Consider the following 25,487-nt stretch of genomic DNA (forward strand, 5'->3'; position numbering starts at 1 on the left):
AAGCGAAGGCGTAGCCGGAGCGACTGAATTGCTTTCTTTGATTGCGGCGAAATGGGTGGCCACATCCCCAAATGTGTCCCCGGTGGTCCTTGTGCAGCCTGGGCTGAACGAAGGAAGGCAATTCAGTCGTTGCGCCCTGAGGGCTTCACTCCAGCCTTCGGCAGAGAGGTACGAATATTCAGTTCGGCTTTCTGCGGCATGGCTGAAGCCATGCCCTTCCGATCCCTGCCTCAACAAACTGGCTGCACAGTTCGACCGGACTCCAAGTGCAGTTTGATGACACGCCCTAAGGGAAGTCTGCTTTAGACATACCTATAAAATTAGGCTCGTCTAAAATTTCACTTTGCGTCAAACTAGAGGAGGGGGCGCATCAGAGATGGCGAGAAGCCGGGAGCAGCTTGCGAACACGGAGTCCGTGGATAACTATCTGAAGGCGATCTTCCATCTGGGAGGCGGCCAGAAGGAGCGCGTCAGCAGTGGAGAGCTGGCGGAGCGGCTTGGAGTCGCACCTGCCTCTGTGACGAGCATGATCCAGAAGCTCGCAGCTTCCACTCCACCGCTTGTCGACTACGAGAGGCACTATGGGGTCAGCCTCTCACGTGCCGGGAAGAGACGTGCACTGGAGATCGTTCGTCATCATCGGCTCATCGAGACCTTTCTTTACGAGGTCCTCAACTACCCCATCGACGAGATTCACGATGAAGCCGAGCGCCTGGAGCACTTCATCTCCGAGACCTTCGAGAAGCGCATCGCCGATAAACTCGGGAACCCCCAGCTTGACCCGCATGGGCACTGCATCCCATCTCTCGATGGGACGATGCCTGCGATCCATCGAGTCACCTGCAACTGCGAATGAGCCCTGCCGCAAGCGGGCTGCGGTGGTGCGTATACTCCATATAATTCTCGAACGTCACCTCTGGAGTTCCTGCTTGCGCTCACTTCCCCTTGCCGCCCTCCTGCTCCTTGCCTCCCCGGTCTTCGCCCAACAAGGAGTTGTCCATGCCACGGGACCGGCCTACGTGCCTCAGCCTGCCTGGATCGCGCGTTCCAACGCCTTTACCCAGCAGATCCTCGACATCCAGATCAAGTATTCGCCCGAACAGGCTTCCTCAGAAGGCCTGGCGAAGTACGACACTGAGATCGGCGATGTGTCGCTGGCCGCGGAAGAGGCGCAGCGCAAGGAAGAGGAAGCAGCAGTCGGCAAGCTTGAAGCTGCGCTCAGGACCGAGCAGGACCAGAACGTCGCCGAAGACCTCGAGATCATCATCCACAACGAGCGCCTCGGCTTTCGCGTGCAGGATTTCTCGCACAAGCGCCGCGTGCCCTTCATCAACGCCACCAGCTTCTTCTACTCCGGCCTGCAGCCACTGCTCGACGACCAGCTTCCGCAGTCCCGCCGCGAGTCCGCTGTCGCGCGTTTGAAGAAGTATGCCGGACAGGCGCCGGGCTACCGGCCCGTCACGCTGCAGCTCATCGAGCGCATGAAACAGCAGATGGCAAAGCCGGGCATGATCTATCCCTCCAGATCCGAGGTGGAGACGCAGCTATCGCGCAACGCCGCCATCGTGGACGGGATCGCCTCCCTGTTCCAGAAGTACAAGCTGACCGGATGGGAACCGGCGTATGCCGCGCTGAAGACCCAGCTCGCCGACTATGACTCCTGGGTGAAGACCAACCTCTTGCCCAAGACCCGCACCGACTTCCGGCTTCTTCCCGAGGAGTACGCGCTCGCCTTCGAGGGCTACGGCATCGACATTCCACCCGCGCAGATCGCCGAGATGGCGCACAAGGCGTTCCTCGACTATCAGGCCCAGATGCAACCCCTGGCAGCAGAGATCGCCAAGGAGCATGGCTTCGCTTCGAGCGACTATCGCGACGTGATCCGCGAGCTCAAGAAGCAGCAGATCACCGGCGATGCGATTCTGCCGTTCTACGAAAAACGTCTGCACGAGATCGAGAAGATCATCGTCACCGACAAGCTCGTCACCCTGCCCAACCGCCCGGCCATCATTCGCCTGGGCACACCGGCCGAGAGCTCGCAGCAGCCCGCGCCGCACATGGTGCCTCCGCCGTTCCTGCACAACACCGGACAGCGCGGCGTGTTCGTGCTGCCGCTCAACATGCCCGCGGGCCCTGGCGAAGCGAAGGCTGCCAAGGTCGACGACTATACCTTCGACGCCGCCTCGTGGACCCTGATCGCGCACGAGGCCCGTCCGGGACATGAGCTGCAGTTCGACTCGATGGTGGAGCACGGCGTCTCGTTGGCGCGCGCGCTGTTTGCGTTCAACTCCACCAACGCCGAAGGCTGGGGCCTCTACTCGGAGTACATCACGCTGCCCTACATGCCGAAGGAAGGCCAGCTCATCAGCCTTCAGTTCCGGCTGCTGCGCGCGGCACGGGCGTTCCTGGACCCAGAACTGCAGGCCGGCAAGATTCAGCCCGCAGACGCGATGAAGGTGCTCACGCAGGACGTGTGTTTCTCCGTGCCGTTTGCCAATCAGGAGGTCGAACGCTACACCCTTCGCTCTCCGGGACAGGCGAACAGCTACTTCTACGGCTTTACGCGGCTGCTGGAGCTGCGCAAGGAGACCGAAACCGCGCTAGGACCGAAGTTCAACGCCCTGCGCTTCCACGACTTCATCCTCGCGCAGGGACTACTGCCGCCAGGCCTCATGAAAAAGGCTGTAGAGGAGCACTTCATTCCGCAGGAGAAGGCTCGCCAGCAGTAGGCGTGCCGGCTTTTCTTTAGGACACCACTTCTAGGGCACTAGGTGAATGCCAGCCCCAAAGGGGCGGTATATCCCAGCCCAGGGTGGAGGCATCCGCAGCGAGCGTTTTTTGCTCGCTGCGGTGCCGGAACCCTGGGTCAAGTCGTAAATTAATTTGAGCCCTGAAGGGGCGACCTATTGTGGCTGCACGATAGGTCGCCCCTTCAGGGCTCTAGCTTTTGAGGGTTCCGTAACCCCAGGGTTCCGGCGACAGGGCGAGCAAAAGCGCTCGCCAGCCGCCTTCACCCTGGGCTGGGATATATCGCCCCTTTGGGGCTGGCATTCACGCTGTGTCTTAGAAGCAGTTGGATGACGCACACCATAAGATTCCCATCTTTGTAACAAGTTCATTACAATGTTGGAACCAACAAGCCACAACGCGCGTATCCTGTCTGCGTAGAACTACGTCTCCACCCAGCAGCGCGGGAGATGCACGAAACTTTCTCGATCGAGGTTGATTTCCAATGCACCTTCTCCGTTCGCTTGTGATCCCTGCTTCGTTAGCCACCCTGTTGCTCGCCGGCTGCCACGTCTCCACCCATAAAGACGGCAAGAACGAGAATGTCGACATTGGAACTCCATTCGGCTCGATGCAGGTCAAAACCAACGGTAAGGGCGATACCACCGCGATCGGCATCGCAGCCTATCCCGGCGCCACACTGGTCAGCAATAACGGCAAAGATTCGGACGAAGGCTCCGCCGACATCAACATGAACTTCGGCAGCTTCCATCTCGGCGTAAAGGCCGCAAGCTACCAGACCGGCGATCCCCAGAGCCGGGTAGAGGCCTTCTACCGCAAAGAGCTTGCCCATTACGGAGACGTGATCGAGTGCCGCCACGGCAGCGCGGTCGGCCAGCCCACGCGAACCTCCCAGGGCCTGACCTGCGACACGAAACATGGCAATCACATCAGCACGGACGACTCCGATTCCGACCTGGATCTACGCACCGGCTCCGAGCAGCACCAGCACATCGTCGGCCTCACAGCGAAGGACGGCGGCACCAGGATCGGACTCGTCGCTCTGGACCTGCCCACCGGTCACGATCACAAAGATAGCGAGTAGCGCCCCAGAGAGTTGCCGCAAAGCTCCCGCTCCGGTAGCCTTCGAGAGGTGATTCAACGCCATTGTCCCCGCTGCCGGTCTGTCCTCCACTTTGAGGACCACGGCACCCTCGTCTTCTGTTGGAACTGCGGAGCCCCGCAAATCACCCTCTCCGAAGAGTTGCTGGATCAGGTTGAGCAGCAGATGCAGGACGCAGCCGCCGGCGCACAAGGTAGTAGTACGGTCCAGATTCAGGACCCCTCCGCCGTGAACTGGAAGGCCGCCATCCACATCGCCCTGATCGTCGCCGGTGCGCTGTCGGCCATCGCCGTGCTGGTGCCTCCCGCCGAGATGCTGGCCTGGCTGGCGCCGTCCATTGTGCTCGCCCTCTACGCCTCCCGGAACCGCCAGACACGCATCACCACGGGGCTGGGAGCGCGTATCGGACTGCTCTGCGGGGTGCTCTGTTCCCTGGGCCTGATGCTCATCACCGCCCTGCAAATGCTCGTCCTGCGCTTTGGAATTCATGGAATGGCCGAGATGGAAGCCAACATGAACTCCGTGATGCTGGAGGCAAAGACCCGGGCCGTGGCGCAATCAGGGCAGGCAGCGGCCAGTATCTTCGATCTCTTCCTGACCGCTCCCGAGTTTCGCGCGGGATTCTTTCTGGCTGGACTGGCGATGGTGGCGGCGATTCTCATGGTGCTGTCCACCGCCGGCGGCGCATTTGCGGGCTTTGTCCGGTCGCGGCAAACCAAGACCATTCTTTAGAACAGTTTGGCCCGTGTGATAGCAGTGTGAAATCACACGGCTATCTTTGCCGTGTTCCACTTTATGGTGCCCCTGCCCTGACGCAACCGCTCGCTCCGCTGCTATCATCAACACCTATCATGAGCGACAATCACCCATCCTCTCCGGCCACCGAAACGAGCGAATCCACCCAGTCCATACGGTCGCCACGCCTGCGCGAAAAAGGCCGCCTCATGTCCGGCTCCGAGATCGAGCGCACCCTGGTGCGGCTTGCGCACGAGATCGTGGAGCGCAACCACGGCTGCGACAACCTCGGCCTGGTCGGCATCAAGCGCCGCGGCGTGCCACTGGCGCAGCGCATCGCGGCGCTGGTCGAAAAGATTGAGAAGCAGCCGGTCGATACCGGCATGCTCGACATCAGCTTCTATCGTGACGACCTCTCGACGCGCGATATCCGGCCCGTCGTCGAAAAAACCGATATCGGCTTCGACGTCACCGGCCGCGACATCATCCTGATGGACGACGTGCTCTACACCGGCCGCACCATCCGCGCCGCGATGGACGCGCTCTTCGACCATGGCCGCCCCAAGAGCGTGCAGTTGTTGGTATTGATCGACCGCGGCCACCGCGAACTGCCGATCGAAGCCCGGTTTATCGGCCGCACCGTACCCACCTCACGCCGCGAGATCATCGAGGTCAAGCTGCGAGAGATCGACGACGACGAACAGGTAACCCTGGTCGAGTTGCTGGACTAATCCCACACGAAACCGAGCCAATCCTCATGAGCGAACAGGTCCTCACAGAGCCAACAGAGGGTCTTCCTCTGCCTGCGCCCAACGAACCGGAGCCCATGAGCATGGGCGCGGTGCTGCGCGTCGTCACGATGCGGCGGCTCTGGTATGCGCAGATCGTCTCGGTCTTCGGCGACTTCCTCGCGCTGTTCGCGGTCATCACCGTCATGACCTTCAAGCTGCATGCGACGGCGCAGCAGGTAACCGCCGGACAAATCGCCTACCTGCTGCCAATTGCGCTGCTGGGCATCGTCAGCGGCGTGTTCGTCGACCGCTGGCCGGTAAAGATCACGCTGGTCTCGAGCGACTTCCTCCGCGCGGGCCTCTGCCTGCTCCTGCTGCTCGTGCACTCGGTCTACGGCTTCTACATCGTCCTGGCGGCGATCAGCGTCGTATCGAGCTTCTTCACGCCCGCGCAGGGCATTGCTCTGCGCAGCGCGGTCCCCAAGCACGGCCTGCGTTCAGCCAACTCTCTGATGCAGCAGGTCATGTTCATCATGCGCATCATCGGCGGCCCGATTGCAATCTTCGTCGTCTCGCGCTTCCACGAGCAGACCTGCTACATCCTGGACTCCCTCAGCTTCATCGCCTCCGGCTCGCTCATCGCCTCGCTTGCGCTCAATGTTCCGAAGAAGAGCGCGGTCGTGGTCACCCCGGAGCAAGAGCAAGCGACCGCCAAAGACGGCAAGACCGGCATCGCCCGCATCCTTGAAGACATGAAGGAGGGCGCAGGCTTCGTCCTGCATCATGCGGCCCTGCTCTTCGTGATCGTCGCCCTGGCTGCCGGCCTGTTTGTGATGGCCTGCTTCGGCCCCCTGATCGCCATCTTCGTGCGCGACACGCTGCACGCCTCCACCAACGTCTTCGGCATCTCGAGCGCGATGATCGGGCTCGGCCTGCTCGTGGGTATCTCGATCCTCAACGCAGTGGCCAAGAACGTGAAGAACACCACCCTCGTCTACTCAGGCCTGGGAGGCATCGCCCTCTCCACGCTGTTGATGGCGACGGCCCCGCACATCGTCTTCCAGCTCGGAAGCCACGCCATCGGGGTCGATAGCCTGCTCACCATCGTCGGCTGCTTCATGATCGGCTGCTCGGCGGGCGGCATCATCGTTCCCTCGCAGACGATGATCCAGCAGGAGACCCCGCCGGAGATGCTGGGCCGCGTTGGGTCGACAGTCATGTCGTTCATCTTCAGCGCGCAGATCGCGGGGCTGGTCCTGAGCGGCATCCTGGCCAATCACACCAGCGTGCGGCGGGTCTTCCTGCTCTGCACGGGGATGCTGGCGGTGCTGATCGTCGCGGGCAAGCTATGGATGGAGCCGAAAGAGCACACGACGACGGCATAAACAGCACTCGGGTCATTGAAACGTGGCGCTGTTTCCGCCCTACTTAGGCTGCCTCACGCAAAATAGGCTGTATCTTCGTGCGCTTTGCGCGGCGAGCCTGTGCCAGATCGTAGTTCGTCTGCATGTTAAGCCAGAACTCAGGATTGGAGTTCGGAAAAGCCTCCGATAGCTTGAGGGCCACGGCAGCAGAGATACCAAGACGCCCATTCAGAATCATCGAAAGATTGGCCCGGGTCATCCCAAGATGCTTCGCAAGAGCACTGACGGTAACGGCATCTCCCATGTACTCGCGAAGAATCTCGCCGGGGTGGCAGGGGTTGAACATCGGCATACGAGCCCTCCTTCTAGTGATAATCCTGACAACCGTATCAAAAACTGATACAGCATTCAAAGCCCAGAATGACGACCAAGTAAACACCGGCTCAATTCACCCTTCCCCGGTGTCTAAGCCCTTAGCAGCCGAATCAGACTTCGGCCCCGGCTCTCGCCAGCCGCTACCACCCCGCAGGTCCGAGCGCTCGCCCACCACTTCTGATCGAGGTGCTCCTCATGGCGTTCTCCGCAAACTCTACCGCCGAAATCAATGTCACGCCGCTGATCGACGTGCTGCTTGTGCTCCTCATCATCTTCATGGTTCTCGTCCCTGTGCGGCCTCGCGGGCTCGACAGCTCCATCCCGCAAGGCGCTCCGGCGTCTGCGGCGTCCCAGTCTCCTCTGGTCGTGCGCGTCTCAGCAGGCTCCGCCGGCAGCAGCCCAACCTATCGCATCGGCCAGCAGGACGTGGCGCTCGCGGACATACGCCCTGCCCTGCAGCAGCTCTTCGCTACACGGCAGAATCTCACTCTCTTTGTCGAAGCCGATCCCACGCTCAACGTCCAGCAGGTAGCCGAGGTCGTCGCGGAAGCACGAGCGGCAGGCGCGGGCCAGATCGCCCTGGGCTCGCTGGCGAAACTCTGACCGCAAAGAGCAAGGCCTCCCGAGCGGGAGGCCTTGCGGTACAGCAGGAAGCGCAGCTTACTTCGTCATATCGACGCCGCCGCCCAGCTTCTTCTCCTTGGCCGCTTCATTGGCCTTGCGAGCACCGGCAGCTTTCTGCACCCACTCATCGGCCTTTGCGAGGTCGTCCTTGCGGGCAGCATCGTTGCCGCACTCCAGGTCGGCCTTACGGCGATAGGTAAGGTTCAGGTACGACATAGCGTCGTCATAGTTGGGATTGATCTCGACAGCCTTCGTCAGGTACTGCAGGGCCTCATTCACGAGATCGGTGTTGGCTGCCACGATCTTCGCGCAGACGTCCTTGGACTTCTTCACGTTGCCTTCGCCATCATCCGTCATGCCGGCGGCAGCGAGGATCGTTGTCGCATTCTTATAAGCCTTATTCCAATCGATCCAGGCGATCGTGTAGTTCGCCTCGGAGTCCTTCGGATCAAGAGCGATGACCTTCTGCTCCGTGACCTTGGCTTGATCCAACTGCTTGATGTTGCGCTGGATCGAGGCGATCTGCTTGAGGGCGCCAATATCGTTCGGGTCCTTGGCAAGCACCTCGTTGAAGCCGTCCATAGCCTTCTGGGCGATCTTCAGGTTGCCTGGGGTGTCGTCGTTCGGCACCACCTGGTAGCTATACGAGGTCGCGAGGTACAGTCGCGCCGTGGCGTAATCAGGATCGAGAGCGATGGACTCCTGGAACTTGTCGACGGCCTGCTCGTAGTGGCCGGCCTTAAATTCCTGCACACCCTTCACGAGCCTATCGCGCGCGCGCAATTTGGTGCATCCAACGGTGCTCGCCAGCACTACCAACAACGTGGCGCTGACAGAAATTCGTGCGCTAAGCTTCATGAGAACCTTTCCCCTTCAAACAATGTCGCCGCAGGCCCCTCTCAGGAGGCAAAAGTTCCGTAGCCGAGAGTGATCGCCTTGCCGTTCGATTGTAAAGGCAGAAGGCGAAGGTTTACCAGAGGGAGCCCCGGTCTGACAACACTTTACGCATCATTTCGTATTTTGCGCTCCTAGGCAAGCGAATCTCCGATCTATTGTTCACGGCATAGAAAGAGGCTATTGGTAGCATCAAACCCAGAGAAAGAGCGGACCGGCGCAATCGATCCAAATCCATTCAGGATGGCCAACCGCACGGGGAAACAAGATGTCGGCAACAAAATGGACGGCAGAGCAAATTCCTTCACAAACGGGCAAAACAGCCCTGATTACAGGCGCAAACAGCGGTATCGGCTACCAGGCGGCGGTGGAACTGGCACGCCACGGAGCCCACGTTCTTCTGGGTGTCCGGAGCCTCGAAAAGGGCCAGGCGGCCCTCGACCGGCTGCTCCGCGAGGTTCCGGGAGCCCAGGCTGAGCTTGCCGTGCTGGATATGGCCTCGCTCGCCTCCATCCGTGATTTTTCTCAAAAATTTACAGCCGCCGGGCGCGGGCTGGATTTGCTGCTAAATAACGCCGGGGTCATGGCTTTGCCTACCCGCGAACTCACCCCCGATGGGTTCGAACGCCAGTTCGGCACCAATCACCTCGGCCATTTTGCACTCACAGGCCTGTTGTTGCCTCGTTTCTTGGCTTCGACTGCACCGCGCGTCGTGACCGTGGCTTCCCTGGCACACCGCAACGGCAAGATCGAGTTCGACAATCTCCAGAGCGAGCGCAGCTACGCGCCCTGGGATGCGTACAACAACTCGAAACTGGCAAATATTCTGTTTGCACGGGAACTCGACCGGCGGGCAAAGGCCGCTGGCAGCAGGCTGATCAGCCTGCCGGTGCATCCAGGCATCTCCCGAACAGCCATTGTCAGCAACGGCCCAGGGACCGGCAGCAAGGACTTCAAGATCATGTTGCTGGGCCTGCTGGCGCCGATCATCACGCAGGACGACAAAATGGGCGCGCTGCCGACGCTCTACGCGGCTACCGCACCCGAGGCTAAAGGCGGCGAGTACATTGGCCCCGATGGATTCAAGGAGTTCAAAGGCTATCCGAAGGTGGTGCAGCCACTCCCACGGGCTCTCGATGAGGCGGTAGCGAAGAAGCTGTGGTCGGTAAGCGAGGAGCTTACCGGGGTGAAGTACCCGCTGTTGTCCTAAGCAGCCCACGAATGAGAAGAGAACAGCGGACGCGGTGCCCTTGCGGTCGTTGCTGTTGTTGCCTTTGCCTTTCTGGTTGTCATTCCCGCAGGGAATCTGCTTCCCGCTCGCAGGACCTATAAGGTCAAGGGCGCAGGCACAAATGAAGGGGACACGGTTAAACCGTGCCCCCCTTCATTTGTGCCTGCGGGTAGCATTCGAGCCACTACAAGCAAACAGCAGATTCCCTGCGGGAATGACAACCAGAAAAGCAAAAGCAACGGCAAAGACTACGCTACCGCTTAGCTTTTTTCGCGACAGTCTTCTTGGCTACGGCCTTCTTCTTCGCCACAACAGTCTTTTTGACCGCAGCCTTCTTCTTCACCGCGACCTTCTTCACCGGCAACGTCCTTGACGCAGGCCGCTTGGCGGCAGACGTCTTCACCGCCTTCTTCGCGACGGCTTTCTTAGCGGGAGCAGCTTTCTTCGCCACTGCCTTTTTCGCTGGAGCCGCCTTCTTTGCAGCCTTAGGCTTCGCAGCCGTCACCGGCTTAGGAGAGCTCGCCAATTTGGCCGTGTGATTCTCCATCAGCCTCTCAAGCTGCCCGATCAGGGCGCCTGTCTGCATGGGCTTCACCAGCATCTTGTCGGCGCCCATCTCCTGCCAGTCTTCCTCGCTGAAGGGGAGTGCGGTAAGCAGCGCCACTGCGGGCTGGTATGGCGCGGACCGGGCAGCCAGAATGACCTCACGCCCGGAGGCATCGTGCTCCATGCGCATGTCGGTAATCACCATGTGGTATTCGTTCAGCTTGAGCTTCGACTTCCCCTCCCGCGCGCTCGCGGCAGTGTCCACATCGAAGCCGCTGATCTCCAGCACAGCCTTCACGGTAAGCAAAATAGAGACTTCATCATCGACCAATAAAACGCGGCGCTTCGCCATAAGTGGGGTTCTCCTCAAAGGGTATAAAGACTATTCGGCAACTTGTGCGTAGCCTTGTGTCCGCGTGCTGCTCTGCCGGGGACATCCGACACATCCTCGCAGTTTCCCCGCAAGGGTGCAAGTAGTCATCCCAGGCGAAAAAACGGAAGAGGCCTCCAGTAGATGGAGGCCTCTAGACTACTCTGTCTGCTACCCGACACTTCTAAGCGTCTTCGCCGGGCCACTTCCACCCGTTGATCTCCGGGCTATCAATGCCGTTCTCATGCGCGTAGCTCACACTCTCGATGATCTGGTCCTTCAGCCATTCCTTGACGTGCGCGGCGCTCGCCTGCAGCGTTGGCACGCGGTCGATCACATCGATCGCCAGATCGAAGCGGTCGATCTGGTTCAGAATTGCCAGCTCCAGCGGCGTATTGATATTGCCCTTCTCCTTGTAGCCGCGCACGTGGAAGTTGTCGTGATTCTTCCTGCGGTACGTGAACTTATGGATCAGCGAAGCATAGGCATGGAAGTTGAAGATGACCGGCTTGTCCGTCGTAAACAGGCTGTCAAACTCGCGCTCTGACAGGCCATGCGGATGTTCTGTCTCCGGCATCAGACGGAACAGATCGACCACGTTGACGAAGCGGATCTTTACCTCAGGGCAGCGTTCCCGGAGAATCGCAACCGCCGCCAGCGACTCTGAGGTGGGAATATCTCCCGCGCACGCCATCACAACATCGGGCTCCTGGCCCGCGTCGTTGCTGGCGAAGTCCCAGATGCCGATACCCTTGGTGCAATGGTTCACCGCCGCATCCATGTCCAGGTACTGCAGATGCGCCGCCTTATCCGCGACGATGACATTGATGTAATCCACGCTGCGCAGGCAGTGGTCGGCCACGCTCAGCAGGCAGTTCGCATCGGGCGGAAGATAGATGCGCGTGACCTCGGGACTCTTGTTTGTCACCAGGTCGAGGAAGCCGGGGTCCTGGTGCGTGAACCCGTTGTGGTCCTGCCGCCATACCAATGAGGTAATCAGCAGATTGATGGAGGAGATCGGAGCGCGCCAGCGCAGCTCCAGCTTGCTCTTCTCCAGCCACTTCGCATGCTGGTTGAACATTGAGTCGATGATGTGGACGAACGCCTCATAGCTCGAAAAGAAGCCGTGACGCCCTGTGAGCACGTAGCCTTCGAACCAGCCTTCGAGCGTGTGCTCGCTGAGCATCTCCATCACGCGCCCGTCGGTGGCGAGAAAACCGCCATCGGCGTCCTCCGGCTTCATCTCCGCCATCCAGGCCTTGCCGCTCGCTTCGTACATCGCGTCGAGCTTGTTGGAGGCGGTCTCATCCGGCCCGAAGACACGGAAGCTCGTCATGTTCTGACGGATGACATCGCGCAGAAACTTCCCGAGTGTACCCGTCGATGAAACCTCGATCTGTCCGGGCTTCTCGACCTTTACGCCATACTTGCGGAAGTCCGGCAGCTCCAGCGGCTTGCGCAGTTCGCCGCCGTTCGCGTGCGGATTGCCGCTGATACGCCGCTGTCCTACCGGAGCCGTCTCTCTGAACTCGGCATGGAGCTTGCCGCTCTCGTCGAACAGCTCCTCCGGCTTGTAGCTGCGCAGCCACGCCTCTACCTGCTTCAGGTGCGCGGGGTTGGTGACCGGATCGAGAATGGGCATCTGGTGGGCGCGCCACGAGCCTTCCAGCTTGTGTCCGTCGACCTCCTTGGGGCACGTCCAGCCCTTCGGCGTACGCAGGATGATCATCGGCCAGCGCGGCCGCTCCGGCGCCGTGCCGGCGGGAGCGCTGCGCGCCTTCTCTTGGATCGCACGAATCTCGAGCACACACTGCTCCATCACGCTGGCCATCTGCTGGTGCATCAGAGCCGGATCGTCGCCTTCGACCACATAGGGCGTCCAGCCATAGCCGCGGAAGAGGCTGTCCAGCTCTTCGCGCGAGATTCTGGCGAGGATCGTGGGGTTGGCGATCTTGTAGCCGTTCAGGTGCAGCACGGGCAACACAGCGCCATCGTGGATCGGGTTCAGGAACTTATTTGAGTGCCACGAGGTCGCAAGTGGCCCCGTCTCGGATTCGCCATCGCCCACCACCACCGTCACGATGAGGTCGGGATTGTCGAAGGCCGCACCAAACCCATGCGAGAGGCTGTAGCCCAACTCGCCGCCCTCGTGAATCGAACCCGGAGTCTCCGGGGTGCAGTGGCTTCCGATACCGCCCGGAAACGAAAACTGCTTGAAGAACTTCTGCAGGCCGGTGATGTCTTCGCTCATCGCCGGGTAGACCTCGGAGTACACGCCTTCGAGGTAGCTGTTCGAAAGCGTCGCAGGCGCTCCGTGGCCTGGCCCCGAGATGTAGATCAGGTCGAGGTCATACTTCTTGATCAGCCGGTTCAGATGCACCCAGGTGAACGTCTGTCCGGGATCGGAGCCCCAGTGGCCCAGCAGCCGGTTCTTGATGTGCTCAGGCTTCAGCGGCTCGCGCAGCAAGGGATTGTGGCGGAGGTACAGCATGCCCGCGCAGAGATAGTTGCAGGCCCGCCAGTAACCGTCGATCAGGCGTAGCTCTTCAGCCCCCAGAGGGTTGTTCGCAGTTTGAGAAGAGTTTGGCGAAGAAGAAAGAGTGGAGGTGCTATTCATAGATGCCCTCGTTCGATGGCTGCCTGCGCAGGTGTTTGGGTCGTGTGGATTACGGTTTCGATCGAGCCATGCGGTCGACGTGCACGGCGATCATGAGATCTTCCTGGGCGGGTACGACAAAAATCTCCGTCTTAGACTGTGATGCGCTAATTCGTTGCAGACCCGTTGCCTTCCCGGCATTTAACGGAAAATTGATGAGGATCCCCATAGCGTCCAGACCGCCGAGGACCTCCGCACGCGTCAGGGCATCGTGCTGGCCGATGCCGCCGGCAAACACAATGGCATCGAGACCACCCAGCAGCCAGCAGAATCCGCCGATGGCCTTCGTCACGCTGCGCGTAAAGATCTTCAGCGCCAGCGCGGCTTGCGCATTGCCGTCCGCCGCCGCCTTCCGCACGGCTTTCATGTCGTTCGCCATTCCGGTCAGAGCCACCATCCCCGACTCATGGTTGAACATCGTCTCGACCGCTGAGGCAGCCTCTTTCCCCTCACCCATCTGCCGGAGCAGGTACAGCATCAGGCCTGGATCGAGGTCGCCGGGGCGCGTGCCCATCACTACTCCCCCCGTCGGCGTAAGGCCCATCGTGGTATCCACAGAGCGGCCCTCCAACAGGGCCGTCACGCTGCACCCACTGCCCAGGTGCGCAATGACCATGCGCTTCGGCAGTTCTCCGGCGGCCTGCATCTGCCGCACAATCGACTCGCAGCTCAGCCCATGAAAGCCGTACCGGCGAGCACCCTGCTCGCGATAGACCGCAGGTACCGGATAGGTCGTAGCCTCCTCCGGCATCGTCTGGTGAAACATCGTGTCGAAGCAGGCGTAATGGGCGACCTCCGGAAATCGCTCCCTGCCTGCGCGAATCATCTCGATGACCTCAGGATCGTGCAGTGGCGCAAAGGCCACGGCCTCCTCCAGATCGCGCAGTACCTCAGGCGTAATCTGCTGATGATCCTTGAGCTTCGCCCCGGGATGCACGACGCGATAGCCGACAGCCTCGACCTCCGGCATCTGCTTCCCGGACACGGTATCCAGAACGAGTTGGATCGCCTCCTGCAGCGTCTGGGCCTTCACGCCGGAAGGCTCGCGGCTCAGACCAGATGTATCCGTCGCATGGATCTCCAGCGTAGCCTCCGTCCCCCCCACACCGCTTAGTTCTCCGTCGTACAGCAGACATGGGTCGGCTTGCTCCTGGACGTCGAACATCGAAAACTTGATCGAGGAAGAACCGCTGTTGAGTACGAGTATGAGCATGCCCACCATTCCGAAGGTCCGCTAGACCGACGTTACACCACTGCCACTGCCGCTGCTGTTTCTGTTCTTGCTTTGGCTTCTGCTTTTCTGGCTTGTCATTCCGAGCGTAGCGAGCGAACCTGCTGTCTCCCGTTCTTTGCTTGTGCTGTTACAGATGTTATGCGGCAACGTAAACCACGACCTCTCACCTTGGACTGGACACCTTATGGGAAATACGAACGAAAACGGGAGACAGCAGGTTCGCTCGCTACGCTCGGAATGACAAGCCAGAAAAACAAAAGCAAAAACAACGACTCATTGTCCTTGCAACAAAGTTAGATGCGTTTGCCCTGCACACCCGTAGAGACGTAGTCTGAAAGAGGCAATGCGTCTTCTTCGCCAATTCGGTGTGCTGGTTCTGCTGCTGGTGACCTGCCTGGCTCCGGCCATGGCCTGCATGGTTCCCGATGCGCAGATGAGCACGCAAGAGCGTGCCTGCTGCCGCGCGATGAAGAATCAGTGCGGGCAGATGGAGATGCCGGCATCCCAGAATTGCTGCCAGACGACTCCGCCGAGCGTCCACGATAACGCGTTGGGCACAAAGGCAGTGACATACCACCCGGTCATGCTTCCGGTGATCTGGCTGGCAGCTGTCGATCTGCTAAGGCCGACCTCTGCCCTCCCCGGATGGGTTGAACGTCCCGACTACTCGCCTCCGCAGTCCCCGCCCACCACCATTTCCATTCTAAGAATCTAGACCTCTCCTCTCTCGCACTTCGTTCGAGCTGCGTGCGCGCACTCGTGTCTGAACTGTTATCGAGACAGGAGATTTCCCTATGAAGGTGGCCTTGTACTGGACCGCCGCATGGGTGCTGGCCAGCGGTGTCCTCGCATCCGCGCAGGATATGCCCGCCAAGCCAACACCCGTTGCCCAATTGATCGCTGAAGCAGAGGCGAACAACTCACAGATTTCCGCCGCGGACCATTCGTGGAAGGCGGCAACCCACGTCGCCCAACAAGTAACGACGCTACCCGACCCGCAGTTCACGGTGCAGCAGTTCAGCGTGGGCAGCCCGAAGCCCTTCGCGGGCTTCAGCAACAGCGACTTTGCCTATATCGGTCTGGGCGCCTCGCAGGATCTCCCCTATCCCGGAAAGCTCCGGCTCAAAGGAGAGGTGGCCAACCGGGAGGCAGACACGCAACACGCACAAGTAGATGTCCTGCGCTCCTCCATTGCAGAGCAGATCAAGCTCGTCTATCTGCGCCTGGCCTATCTCGACGCGACGCTGGCCATTCTGAATCAGAATGACGCCGTTCTGCAGCCGCTGATTCAAAGCGGGCTCGCACATTACAGCGTGGGGCAAGGCAGCCAGGCCGATGTGCTCAAAGCTCAGATTGAACACACAAAGATTCTGCGCGAAGTCACGATGCACCATCAGGAGATGGGCCAGCTCCAGGCCGATCTCAAGCAGCTGCTGCATCGTTCGCAGGACTCTGCCGACATCCTCACGGAGCCACTTGCAGCTACACCGTTGCGCTCTACCTCTGAGGAGTTGCAGGCAATGGTCCAGGAACACAACCCCGCAGTCCACAAGGATGCAAACGCCGTTCAAACGCAGAATGCGCAGCTCAAATCCGCCCAACGAGATGGCAAGCCGGACTTCAATGTCGGCTATATGTTCCAGCAAACAGGCAGTGGCTATCGGGACTATTACATGCTGAGCCTCAACATGAGGCTGCCCCGGCATAAGCGAGTGGAAGCAGAGGTCGCAGAGGCGACCGAGCGGCTAAACCAGTCCAGGCAGGCACTCGACTCTCAAACGCAGCAGCAGCTTGCTGAAGTTCAGAAGCAATACATCGCGGTCACCAGCACGGAAGAGCTGTTGAAGGAGTACCAGGAAGGCCTGATTCCGCAAGCGGATGCCGCCTTCCGATCAGAGGAAGCGGCCTACCAATCGAACAAGCAGCAGTTCGCTCCCGTTCTCTCTTCGCTGCTCGATGTCCTGTCGTTTGAGCACGACTATCAACAGGCGCTCTTCGATCACGAGACAGCCCTGGCTCACCTTGAAACGCTGACTGGAGCGACACTCCGATGAACAAGTACGTCCTGCGCACCTCTCTTATCTGGCTCTTGATCTTCGCCATCGTCCTCAGCGTCATGGCCTATCGCTCCCATCTACGGACACAACCCACAACCTCCTCTGAGGGCATTCAGCCGATCGCATCCGGCCCGTCGCCGCAGCCTGCGATGGCACAGACAGAGAACGGCATGGCCATGTCTTCGCAGAAGATGGAAGCACCGCTGGCCCCCGTGCAGCTCAGCACCGAACAACTGCAAAGCATCGGCGTGAGGACCGGCACCGTCGAGTACAAACAACTCAGCGACGACATCCGGGCAACCGGCACCGTGGATATCGACGAGCGGCTTCTCTCCTATGTGCAGGTGCGCTTTCCGGGCTACATCCGCAGGGTCTTTGCCGATGCCACCTACCAATACGTGAGAAAGGGCGAGCCGCTCTTCACCATCTACAGTCCCGACCTTGTCGCCACACAGCAGGAGTATCTGCTGGCCCGCCAGAACCAGAAGGCCATGAGTGCCAGCAGCGTTGAGGGCGTGGCTTCTGGAGCGGCCTCTCTCTCCTCTGCCGCGGAACAACGGTTGCAACAATGGGATATTCCGCAAAGCGAGATCGCGAAGCTGAAAGAGACCGGCAAGGCCATCTCCGATCTGACGATCGACGCGCCGGCGTCCGGGTACATCACGGAGCGCAACGCCTTACCCAACATGTACGTCGAGCCAAGCACACGCCTGTACACCGTGGCCGATCTGTCGCGCGTCTGGGTAAACGCGCAGGTGTTTCAAAACGATATCGGCAGGCTGAAGCCCGGGGATCGTGCCGCAATCACAGTCGATGCTTACCCTGACCGAACCTTTTCGGGGCGCATTGAAGACATCCTTCCCCAGGTCGACATGACGACGCGCACCGTGCGGGTGCGGCTTGCGATCAGCAATCCAGGTGTCAAGCTCAAGCCGGGGATGTTCGTGAATGTGGATTTGAAATCGGCACTAGGACGGCAGCTTACGGTTCCCGCCTCCGCCGTCTTTCAGACCGGCACACGACAGGTCGTCTTTCTCGATCACGGGAATGGAAGCCTGGAACCGAAGGATGTCGTTCTCGGGCCGCGCGTAGGGGATGACATTGCTGTCCTCAAAGGACTGGAAGCGCATCAGCAGATCGTCACCTCGGACAACTTCCTCCTTGATTCTGAGAGTCAGCTACAGGCGGCTGCAGGAACCTACACTCCACCGCCATCGAACATGGGCAATACAACGCAGCAGGCTTCAACGGTGAACGTCGACTTCACCACTGATCCGAACCCAGCACACAGAGGGTCCAACACGTTTCGCGTGAAACTCACGGATGCCCATAACCACCCGCTCACCGGAGCGGATGTCAGCGTGACCTTCTTCATGCCTTCGATGCCTGCCATGGGCATGGCGGCGATGAATGCGACCACCAGGCTTCTGCCAAAGGGCGCTGGACTGTATGAAGGCCAGGGCAGTCTTGACACCGGCGGAACATGGCAGGTCACGGTCACCGTGCAGCAGAACGGACAAACCATCGCCACAAAACAACTGCATGTAAACGCAGAAGGAGGGATGTAACGTGCTCTCCAAAATTATCGATCTTTGCGCGCGCAATCGCTTTCTCGTCTTTGCCTGTGTTCTGTTGCTCACGTTCGCAGGCATCTGGTCGCTTCGACACGTTCCGCTCGATGCGCTGCCCGACATCTCGGACGTGCAGGTGATCGTTCATACCAGCTGGGAGGGCGAGCCACCGGATGTCATCGAAGACCAGGTGACCTATCCGATTGTGACGAGCCTGCTGGCTGCGCCTCACGTCAAAGCAGTCCGTGCGCAGACCATGTTCGGCGACTCCTACGTCTATGTCGTCTTTGAAGATGGCACCGACTTATATTGGGCGCGTTCCCGCGTCGTCGAATATCTCCAGCAGATCAGCGGCCGCTTGCCCGCTGACGTCCATCCGGCTATCGGTCCCGATGCAACCGGCGCAGGTTGGGTCTTCGAGTATGCCATCGTGGACAAGAGCGGAACGCACAGTCTTGCCGATCTGCGCAGCCTGCAGGACTGGCATCTGCGTTACGCGCTGGAGACAGTGCCTGGCGTCTCTGAAGTAGCCAGCATCGGCGGCTATGTGCGCCAGTACCAGGTCCGTCTCGACCCCAATAAGCTGCTGGCCTACAACATCCCGCTCTCTACCGTGATCGACCGTGTAAAGGCCAGCACCAGCGAGGTGGGCGGCAGGGCGCTGGATCTGAGCGGAGCACAGTACATGATCCGCGGCCTCGGCTACCTGCGTTCGCTGAACGACCTTGAAACAGTAGCAGTCGGCAGCAAGAACGGCACCCCCGTATTGCTGCGCGATCTCGGCAGCGTGGCCTTCGGTCCGGATATCCGAGAGGGTGTCGCGGAGTGGAACGGGGATGGCGAGACCGTCGGCGGCATTGTGGTCATGCGTCAGGGGATGAACGCGCTCAATGTCATCCAAGGAGTGAAACAGAAGCTCCGCGAGATCGCCCCTTCGCTTCCGGCGGGTGTCCAGATTGTCGCGGGGTACGACCGTGCGGGATTGATTCAGGATTCGATTGCCACGCTTCAACGCGACCTGCTGGAAGAAGCAGTTATCGTAAGCCTGGTCATCATCGTCTTCCTGTTCCACTTCCGTTCAGCGTTGATCGCAATTATCGCCTTGCCCATTGCGGTCCTGGTCTCTTTCATCCCGATCTACTTCCTCGGTGTCAGCGCCAACATCATGTCTCTCGGAGGCCTGGCACTCGCGATCGGAGTGCTGGTCGATGCGGCGATCGTCATGGTCGAGAATGGCTATCGTCACTTGTCGGAGCGGCAGCAGTCGGACAGCACACCGATCTCCGAGCCGGAGCGCCGCGAAATTCTCATCAACTCCGCCAAGCAGGTGGGCCCGGCGCTCTTCTTCTCGCTGCTCATCATCGTGGTCTCCTTCCTTCCTGTCTTTCTGCTTGAAGCCCAGGAGGGGCGCATGTTTCGCCCTCTTGCCTGGACGAAGACCCTGGCCGTAGGTTCCTCTTCCATTCTTGCCATCACCCTGGTCCCGGTATTGATGGTGCTGCTCATTCGCGGAAAACTGCGGCCGGAAAATGCCAATCCCATCTCGCGCGTTACGCAGGCCCTCTATCTGCCGATCCTTCGCTTCTGCTTGAAGTATCGCAAACTGACCATCGGACTCAACCTCATCTTTCTGGTTGCGACTTTGCCTGTCGCGTTCAAGCTGGGCAGCCAGTTCATGCCTCCACTCTTTGAGGGCTCCGCGCTCTACATGCCGACAGCACTTCCCGGCATCGCTATCGAGCAGGCGAAGACATTGCTGCAAAAACAGGATGCAATCCTACGCACCTTCCCGGAGGTAGCCAGCGTCTTCGGCGCAGTCGGACGTTCGGACAGCGCGACAGATAACGCGCCGCTCGACATGTACGACACCACCATCATGCTCAAGCCGCGCGAGCAGTGGCGTCCCGGCATGACCTACGAAAAGCTCATTCAAGAGATGGATGCGAAGGTGCAGTTTCCCGGCCTCGCAAACACCTGGACAAGCCCTGTCGAGAACCGACTGGATATGGAACTGACAGGCATCAAGACTCCCCTGGGGCTCAAGGTCCAGGGCCCAAACGTCGACGGCATAGAACAACTCGCCGCACGGATGCAGAGCGTTCTCTCGGCGATGCCGCAGGTACGGTCGGTCTTCGCGGAACGGATCTCGCAAGGCTTTTACGTCAACGTGGAAGCGAACCGTGAAGAGGCCGCGCGCTATGGCCTCAGTGTCGCCGATATTCAAACAGCCGTAGCCTCCGGGATCGGCGGACAAAACATTGCAGAGAACATCGAAGGGCGTGAGCGCTACCCCATCAACGTCCGTTATTCACAGGACTTCCGGGACAGCGTAGACCGTATGCGCAGTGTCTTGATCGCGACTCCTTCAGGGGCGCAGATTCCACTCGGCCAGGTAGCGCGCATCTCGTTCTCGCACGGCCCGGCCATGATCCGTGACGAAGACGGCCAGCTCACCGGGTATGTGTACATCGACCTCAAAGACAGCAACTACGGTGGTTTCGTCGAAGCTGCGACGCGGAAGCTGCACAGCCAGATTGCACTGCCGGCGAGTTATGGCTTCAAGTGGTCGGGAGAGTATGAGTTCGAGCTGCGCGCGAAACAACGGCTCAAGCTCATCCTGCCCATCGTCTTCTTCCTCATCTTCCTGCTGCTCTACATGGTCTTTCATTCCGTCGCCGAGGCAGTGGTGCTGATCGTTCCGACGATCTACGCGATGACCGGAGGTCTGCTGCTGCAATGGCTGCTCGGCTACAACTTCAGCGTCGCGGTATGGGTCGGGTATATCGCGCTGTTTGGCATCGCGGTTGAAACAGGGGTCGTCATGGTGGTCTATCTCCACGAGGCCCTGGAACATCGTTTGCTGCAAGGCACGACGCTGACAAACGCCGACATAGAGGCTGCGGCGATCGAAGGGGCCGTCCACCGGCTGCGTCCCAAGTTGATGACGGTCATAGCCGTGCTCGCCAGCCTCGTTCCCATCCTTTGGGAGTCCGGCATCGGCTCTGACGTCATGAAGCCCATCGCCGCACCTATCGTGGGGGGCATGATTACTTCCACCATTCACGTCCTGATCCTTGTGCCCGTCTTCTTTGTGATGATGAAGGAGCGAGCCTTGCGCAAAGGACATCTCCATGCAGAGAAGGAAACCGGGCATCCAGTTCAACCCTCCATTCAAGGAGACCTCTAAGAATCTGTTTAGAGAAATTACCCGATGGTATAGGGCTTGTTTCGCCTACGCTCTAAGCGCTAAAGGCGCGCTCTATCAAAGCCCAGGGTGCAACCCTGGGTTAGGGAGCTATTGGAATGCAGAGCGCTGTAAGCGCGACCTATCGTGCCACTATCGATAGATCGCGCTTACAGCGCTCGCAAATTCTATCTTGCCTCTGACCCAGGGTTTCACCCTGGGCTTTGATAGAGCGCGCCCTCAGCGCTTAGAGATTCGGCAATACTAGCTCCATATCATGGGTAATTTTTCTCTAATAACTTGGGTCGTCATGGAACGAAGCATTACAGATACACTTTTCCCAATCTGTTTTCAGGACGTGTCATGCGCCGAATCGTATTCGCTCCGCTTCTATGCCTTCTCGCCTTGTTCGCGCTTCCGCAGGTACACGCGCAAGCGCCTCACCTTCTGCGTGCGCCTTCGATCTCCGAGACGCAGATTGCCTTTCGCTACGCCGATGACATCTGGCTGGTCTCTCGCGACGGAGGCGCCGCGCGGCGGCTGACCTCGACGTCCAACATCACCGACGGCCCGTTCTTTTCGCCCGACGGCAACACCATCGCCTACTCCGCCACCGCCGCAGGCAACACAGACATCTACACGATCCCGGCAACCGGCGGCGCGCCGAAGCGCATCACCTATCGCCCCGGCGGTAACTACGTCACGGGCTGGACGCCCGACGGCCATGACCTGCTTATGCAGAGCATGCAGAACGCCGTTCGCGTCTACTTCCAGCTCTATCGCGTACACGCCGATGGCAGCGGCCTGCCCGAGCGCCTGCCGCTGCCCTCCGCCTGGTACGGCACGCTGTCTCCCGATGGCTCGCACCTCGCCTACAACCCCTGGCTGCAGTGGCAGGAGGAGTCGTGGAAGCGCTATCGCGGTGGGCAGACACAGCCCGTCTGGATCGTCGACCTGAAGACGCTCGACCGGATCAAGATTCCGCGTGAGAACTCCAACGACCGTTATCCCCTGTGGCTCGGCGACTCGGTCTACTTCCTCTCCGATCGCAACGGCCCCACCTCGCTCTTCCGTTACGACGTAAAGAGCAAAGAGGTGAAGCAACTCGTCGAGAACCACGGCTTCGAACTCAAGACTCTCGCTGGCCGCGGCAACACACTCGTCTACGAGCAGTTCGGCACGATCCACCTTTACGATCTGACCGGCGGCGCGGATCACCTCGTCAACATCTCGCTCGACGGCGATCTGCCCTCGCTCGTGCCGCACCTGGCCAAGATCAGCAGTGGCGAAATCCAGAACGCGGACATCTCGCCTACCGGCGTACGCGCCGTGTTTGAAGCCCACGGCGACATCTTCACCGTGCCTGCTGAGAAGGGCGACGTGCGCAACCTCACCAACAGCTCAGGCTCCGCTGAGCGCGCTCCCGCGTGGTCGCCCGACGGCAAACGCATCGCCTACTTCTCCGATGCCACCGGCGAGTACAAGCTCTACCTGCGCGACCAGGACGGGCTCTCCGCACCGAAGGTCATCGACCTCGGTCCGGACCCCACGTACTACTACTCGCCAACATGGTCACCCGACTCCAAACGCATCGTCTTCTCCGACAAGCGGCTGAACCTCTGGTACGTCAACGTCGATCCCGCACTAGGTCCCGCGAAACCCATCAAGGTCGACACCGACCTGCGCGAAGGCTTTGGCCCTGCCGGTTTCAGTGCGAGCTTTTCACCCGACAGCCAGTGGATTCTGTACGCGCGCTCTCTGCCAAGCCTGGAGGACGCGGCGTTTCTCTACTCCATCGCAACGGGTAAGACCACGCAGATCACCGATGGCATGAGCCACGTCACCAACCCGGTCTTCGACAAGAGCGGAAAGTATCTCTACTTCACCGCGAGTACCGATATCGGCCCGGCAATCGATGGCTTTGGCCTGGGCAGCCTCAACCGCACGGCAACAGCCAGCGTCTACATCGCGGTGCTGTCGAAGGATGAGAAATCGCCCATCCCACCGGAGAGCGACGACGAGAAGAGCAAGGCCGATGATGACAAGAAGCCGGCCCCGGATCAAGCCGGTAAATCCGACGAAAAGAAGGACGCGGCAAAGGACAGCGACAAGAAGGACGACAAGGACAAAGACAAAGACAAGAAAGACAAACCCACACCACCGACGAAGATCGACCTAGACGGCATTCAGCAGCGCATTCTCGCGCTGCCGATACCGGCTCGCAACTACGTCACGCTAGTCACCGGCAAAGAAGGCGTCATCCTTCTCGGCGAGGGCAACGCCGCGGCGAACCCTTCGGCAGGAAATGGCATAATGCGTTCGGTATGGCGCTTCACACTGGAGACGCGTAAGACCGAGGACGTGCTGCACGACTCCACGGCCATCGCAACTTCCTTCGACGGCGAGAAGGCGCTCTACATGAAGGGGTCCGGCTGGTTCATCGCCAAGGTGAGCGACCTGAATCCCGGTGCAGCCGATGGAACGCCTGGCAAGGGACTCAACCTGGACGGCATGACCGCGAAGATCGACCCGCGTGCGGAGTGGCGCCAGATGTATGCGGAAACCTGGAGGATCGAGCGGGAGTTCTTCTACGACCCCGGCTTCCACGGTCTCAACCTGAAGAAGATCAGCGACAGGTATGCGCCGTATCTCGACGGGCTTAGCTGCCGCAACGATCTCACCTACCTGCAAAAGGAGATGCTCGGCGAGATCACCGTCGGCCACATGTTCATCGGCGGCCCACACACCGACAACGACGCGCCGAAGTCCGGCCTGCTCGGCGCGGACTATGCCGTAGATCACGACCGCTACAAGTTTGCGCACATCGTCAACGGCGGCAACTGGAACCCGAAGATGTACTCACCGCTCACCCAGCCGGGCGTCAACGTGCATGAGGGCGACTACCTGCTCGCGGTCAACGGCACGCCGCTGCACGCGACGGACAACCTGTACGCGGCCTTCGAAGGTCTGGCCGGCAAGCAGACCACCATCACGGTCGGCTCCAATCCCGAGGGCGCCGGTTCGCGCGACGTGCTGGTCGTGCCCGTCGCCAGCGAAGGCGAGATGCGTTTCCATGCCTGGATCGAAGAGAACATCCGCCGCACCAATGAGCTCTCCAACGGACAGATCGCGTATGTCTATCTGCCCAACACGGCGGGCGAGGGCTTCGACAGCTTCAACCGCTACTTCTTCGCGCAGACCGAAAAAAAAGCTGTCATCGTCGACGAGCGCTACAACCAGGGCGGCGATATTGCTGACTACGTCATCGACGTGTTGAAGCGGACGCCGATGCTCAACTACGAGTCTCGCCAGGGCCTGCACACAACCGAGCCCACCGGCGCGATCTACGGGCCCAAGGCGATGCTGATCAACCAGAACGCCGGCTCCGGCGGTGACGCGATGCCCTGGCTCTTCCGCCAGGCCAAGCTCGGTCCGCTGGTAGGCACGCGGACCTGGGGCGGACTGGTAGGCATCGGCGGCTATCCTCCGCTGCTGGATGGAGGCAGCATTACAGCGCCGCGCACCGCGCTCTACGGCCTGCACGGCGTGTTCGAGATCGAGAACCACGGCGTCGCCCCCGACGTGGAAGTGGAAGACGATCCGAAGCTCGTGGCTGCCGGTCATGATCCGCAACTGGAGAAGGCTGTTTCTATTCTTCTCGACGAGTTGAAGCAGAATCCTCCACCGCAGTTTGTGACTCCTCCGTATCCCGACTATCACCAGAACGATGGTCTGGGCGGGAAGTAGCAGGGTAGCGATCCATTCACATACCAGAAACCCAGCCCCCACACGATGTCTCGTGTGGGGGCTGAGTTTTTGAGAGAGTCCTGACCTTTAGCTGGGGTAGTTGTCTTTGCTTTTCTGGTTGTCATTCCGAGCGTAGCGAGTGAACCTGCTGTCTCCCGTTTTTCGTTCATGCTCCCAGAAAGTATGGGCAACGCCAAAAGAGAATTGTGGTGTCACACAAACATCTGTGATGGGGCGAGCAAAGAACGGGAGAGAGCAGATTCACTCGCTGCGCTCGGAATGACAACAAGAAAAACAAAGACAAAAGCAACGGCAACT

At 59.9% G+C, this 25,487-nt stretch carries 18 protein-coding genes; 13 read left to right on the forward strand and 5 right to left on the reverse strand.

Features of this window, described 5'->3' with window-relative positions; translation table 11 throughout:
* The first annotated feature begins 376 nt into the window (after positions 1-376).
* The 6 genes from ACIX8_RS21600 (at position 377) to ACIX8_RS21625 (ending at position 6,701) form a co-directional block, all read left to right on the forward strand.
* A complete protein-coding gene (locus ACIX8_RS21600) occupies positions 377-856 on the forward strand; it encodes a metal-dependent transcriptional regulator (protein WP_014267517.1) in 480 nt (159 codons plus the stop codon).
* A 73-nt stretch (positions 857-929) separates the two neighbouring features.
* Positions 930-2,729: a DUF885 domain-containing protein gene (locus ACIX8_RS21605; RefSeq protein ID WP_014267518.1), complete on the forward strand. Its 1,800-nt coding sequence runs from the start codon at positions 930-932 to the stop codon at positions 2,727-2,729.
* Positions 2,730-3,232: 503 nt separating this feature from the next.
* Complete coding sequence (locus ACIX8_RS21610; protein WP_014267519.1) at positions 3,233-3,832, forward strand: hypothetical protein; 600 nt, start codon at positions 3,233-3,235, stop codon at positions 3,830-3,832.
* 48 nt (positions 3,833-3,880) lie between these two features.
* Positions 3,881-4,582 (forward strand): hypothetical protein, encoded by a 702-nt coding sequence (locus ACIX8_RS21615; RefSeq protein WP_014267520.1) that lies wholly within the window; start codon positions 3,881-3,883, stop codon positions 4,580-4,582.
* 119 nt (positions 4,583-4,701) lie between these two features.
* On the forward strand, positions 4,702-5,316 hold the full coding sequence (gene pyrR, locus ACIX8_RS21620; RefSeq protein WP_014267521.1) for a bifunctional pyr operon transcriptional regulator/uracil phosphoribosyltransferase PyrR: 615 nt from the start codon (positions 4,702-4,704) through the stop codon (positions 5,314-5,316).
* A 26-nt stretch (positions 5,317-5,342) separates the two neighbouring features.
* Positions 5,343-6,701: an MFS transporter gene (locus tag ACIX8_RS21625; protein WP_014267522.1), complete on the forward strand. Its 1,359-nt coding sequence runs from the start codon at positions 5,343-5,345 to the stop codon at positions 6,699-6,701.
* A 43-nt stretch (positions 6,702-6,744) separates the two neighbouring features.
* Here the strand turns inward: ACIX8_RS21625 and ACIX8_RS21630 are convergent, their stop codons facing one another.
* Entirely contained in the window at positions 6,745-7,032 is a 288-nt protein-coding gene (locus tag ACIX8_RS21630) for a HigA family addiction module antitoxin (RefSeq protein WP_014267523.1), read from the reverse strand.
* Between the two features lie 218 nt (positions 7,033-7,250).
* On the opposite strand from ACIX8_RS21630, the gene ACIX8_RS21635 reads away from it, so the two are divergent.
* Positions 7,251-7,658, forward strand: a complete 408-nt coding sequence (locus ACIX8_RS21635; protein WP_014267524.1) for an ExbD/TolR family protein — start codon at positions 7,251-7,253, stop codon at positions 7,656-7,658.
* Between the two features lie 57 nt (positions 7,659-7,715).
* Here the strand turns inward: ACIX8_RS21635 and ACIX8_RS21640 are convergent, their stop codons facing one another.
* Positions 7,716-8,537 carry a tetratricopeptide repeat protein gene (locus ACIX8_RS21640; protein ID WP_014267525.1) on the reverse strand — a complete coding sequence of 274 codons (822 nt, stop codon included), beginning with the start codon at positions 8,535-8,537 and terminating at the stop codon, positions 7,716-7,718.
* 304 nt (positions 8,538-8,841) lie between these two features.
* Here ACIX8_RS21640 and ACIX8_RS21645 point away from each other — a divergent pair, with 304 nt between their 5' ends.
* Positions 8,842-9,783: an oxidoreductase gene (locus ACIX8_RS21645; protein WP_014267526.1), complete on the forward strand. Its 942-nt coding sequence runs from the start codon at positions 8,842-8,844 to the stop codon at positions 9,781-9,783.
* 274 nt (positions 9,784-10,057) lie between these two features.
* Here the strand turns inward: ACIX8_RS21645 and ACIX8_RS21650 are convergent, their stop codons facing one another.
* The 3 genes from ACIX8_RS21650 to ACIX8_RS21660 all read right to left on the reverse strand — a co-directional run bounded on the left by ACIX8_RS21650 (position 10,058) and on the right by ACIX8_RS21660 (position 14,589).
* Positions 10,058-10,702: a response regulator gene (locus ACIX8_RS21650; protein WP_014267527.1), complete on the reverse strand. Its 645-nt coding sequence runs from the start codon at positions 10,700-10,702 to the stop codon at positions 10,058-10,060.
* Positions 10,703-10,904: 202 nt separating this feature from the next.
* Positions 10,905-13,337 (reverse strand): phosphoketolase family protein, encoded by a 2,433-nt coding sequence (locus ACIX8_RS21655; RefSeq protein ID WP_014267528.1) that lies wholly within the window; start codon positions 13,335-13,337, stop codon positions 10,905-10,907.
* Between the two features lie 49 nt (positions 13,338-13,386).
* Complete coding sequence (locus ACIX8_RS21660) at positions 13,387-14,589, reverse strand: acetate/propionate family kinase (RefSeq protein WP_044177263.1); 1,203 nt, start codon at positions 14,587-14,589, stop codon at positions 13,387-13,389.
* Positions 14,590-14,953: 364 nt separating this feature from the next.
* On the opposite strand from ACIX8_RS21660, the gene ACIX8_RS21665 reads away from it, so the two are divergent.
* The 5 genes from ACIX8_RS21665 (at position 14,954) to ACIX8_RS21685 (ending at position 25,169) form a co-directional block, all read left to right on the forward strand.
* Positions 14,954-15,325: a hypothetical protein gene (locus ACIX8_RS21665; protein ID WP_014267530.1), complete on the forward strand. Its 372-nt coding sequence runs from the start codon at positions 14,954-14,956 to the stop codon at positions 15,323-15,325.
* Positions 15,326-15,404: 79 nt separating this feature from the next.
* Entirely contained in the window at positions 15,405-16,664 is a 1,260-nt protein-coding gene (locus ACIX8_RS21670; RefSeq protein WP_014267531.1) for a TolC family protein, read from the forward strand.
* Complete coding sequence (locus ACIX8_RS21675; RefSeq protein WP_014267532.1) at positions 16,661-18,235, forward strand: FixH family protein; 1,575 nt, start codon at positions 16,661-16,663, stop codon at positions 18,233-18,235. The genes ACIX8_RS21670 and ACIX8_RS21675 overlap by 4 nt, the downstream gene beginning before the upstream one ends.
* Before the next feature lies 1 nt (position 18,236).
* Positions 18,237-21,425 carry an efflux RND transporter permease subunit gene (locus tag ACIX8_RS21680; RefSeq protein WP_014267533.1) on the forward strand — a complete coding sequence of 1,063 codons (3,189 nt, stop codon included), beginning with the start codon at positions 18,237-18,239 and terminating at the stop codon, positions 21,423-21,425.
* Positions 21,426-21,785: 360 nt separating this feature from the next.
* Positions 21,786-25,169 (forward strand): S41 family peptidase, encoded by a 3,384-nt coding sequence (locus ACIX8_RS21685; protein WP_014267535.1) that lies wholly within the window; start codon positions 21,786-21,788, stop codon positions 25,167-25,169.
* Positions 25,170-25,487: the final 318 nt, after the last annotated feature.

Origin of the sequence: Granulicella mallensis MP5ACTX8, assembly GCF_000178955.2 — a bacterium.
In the GTDB taxonomy this organism is placed as follows: Bacteria; Acidobacteriota; Terriglobia; order Terriglobales; family Acidobacteriaceae; genus Granulicella; species Granulicella mallensis.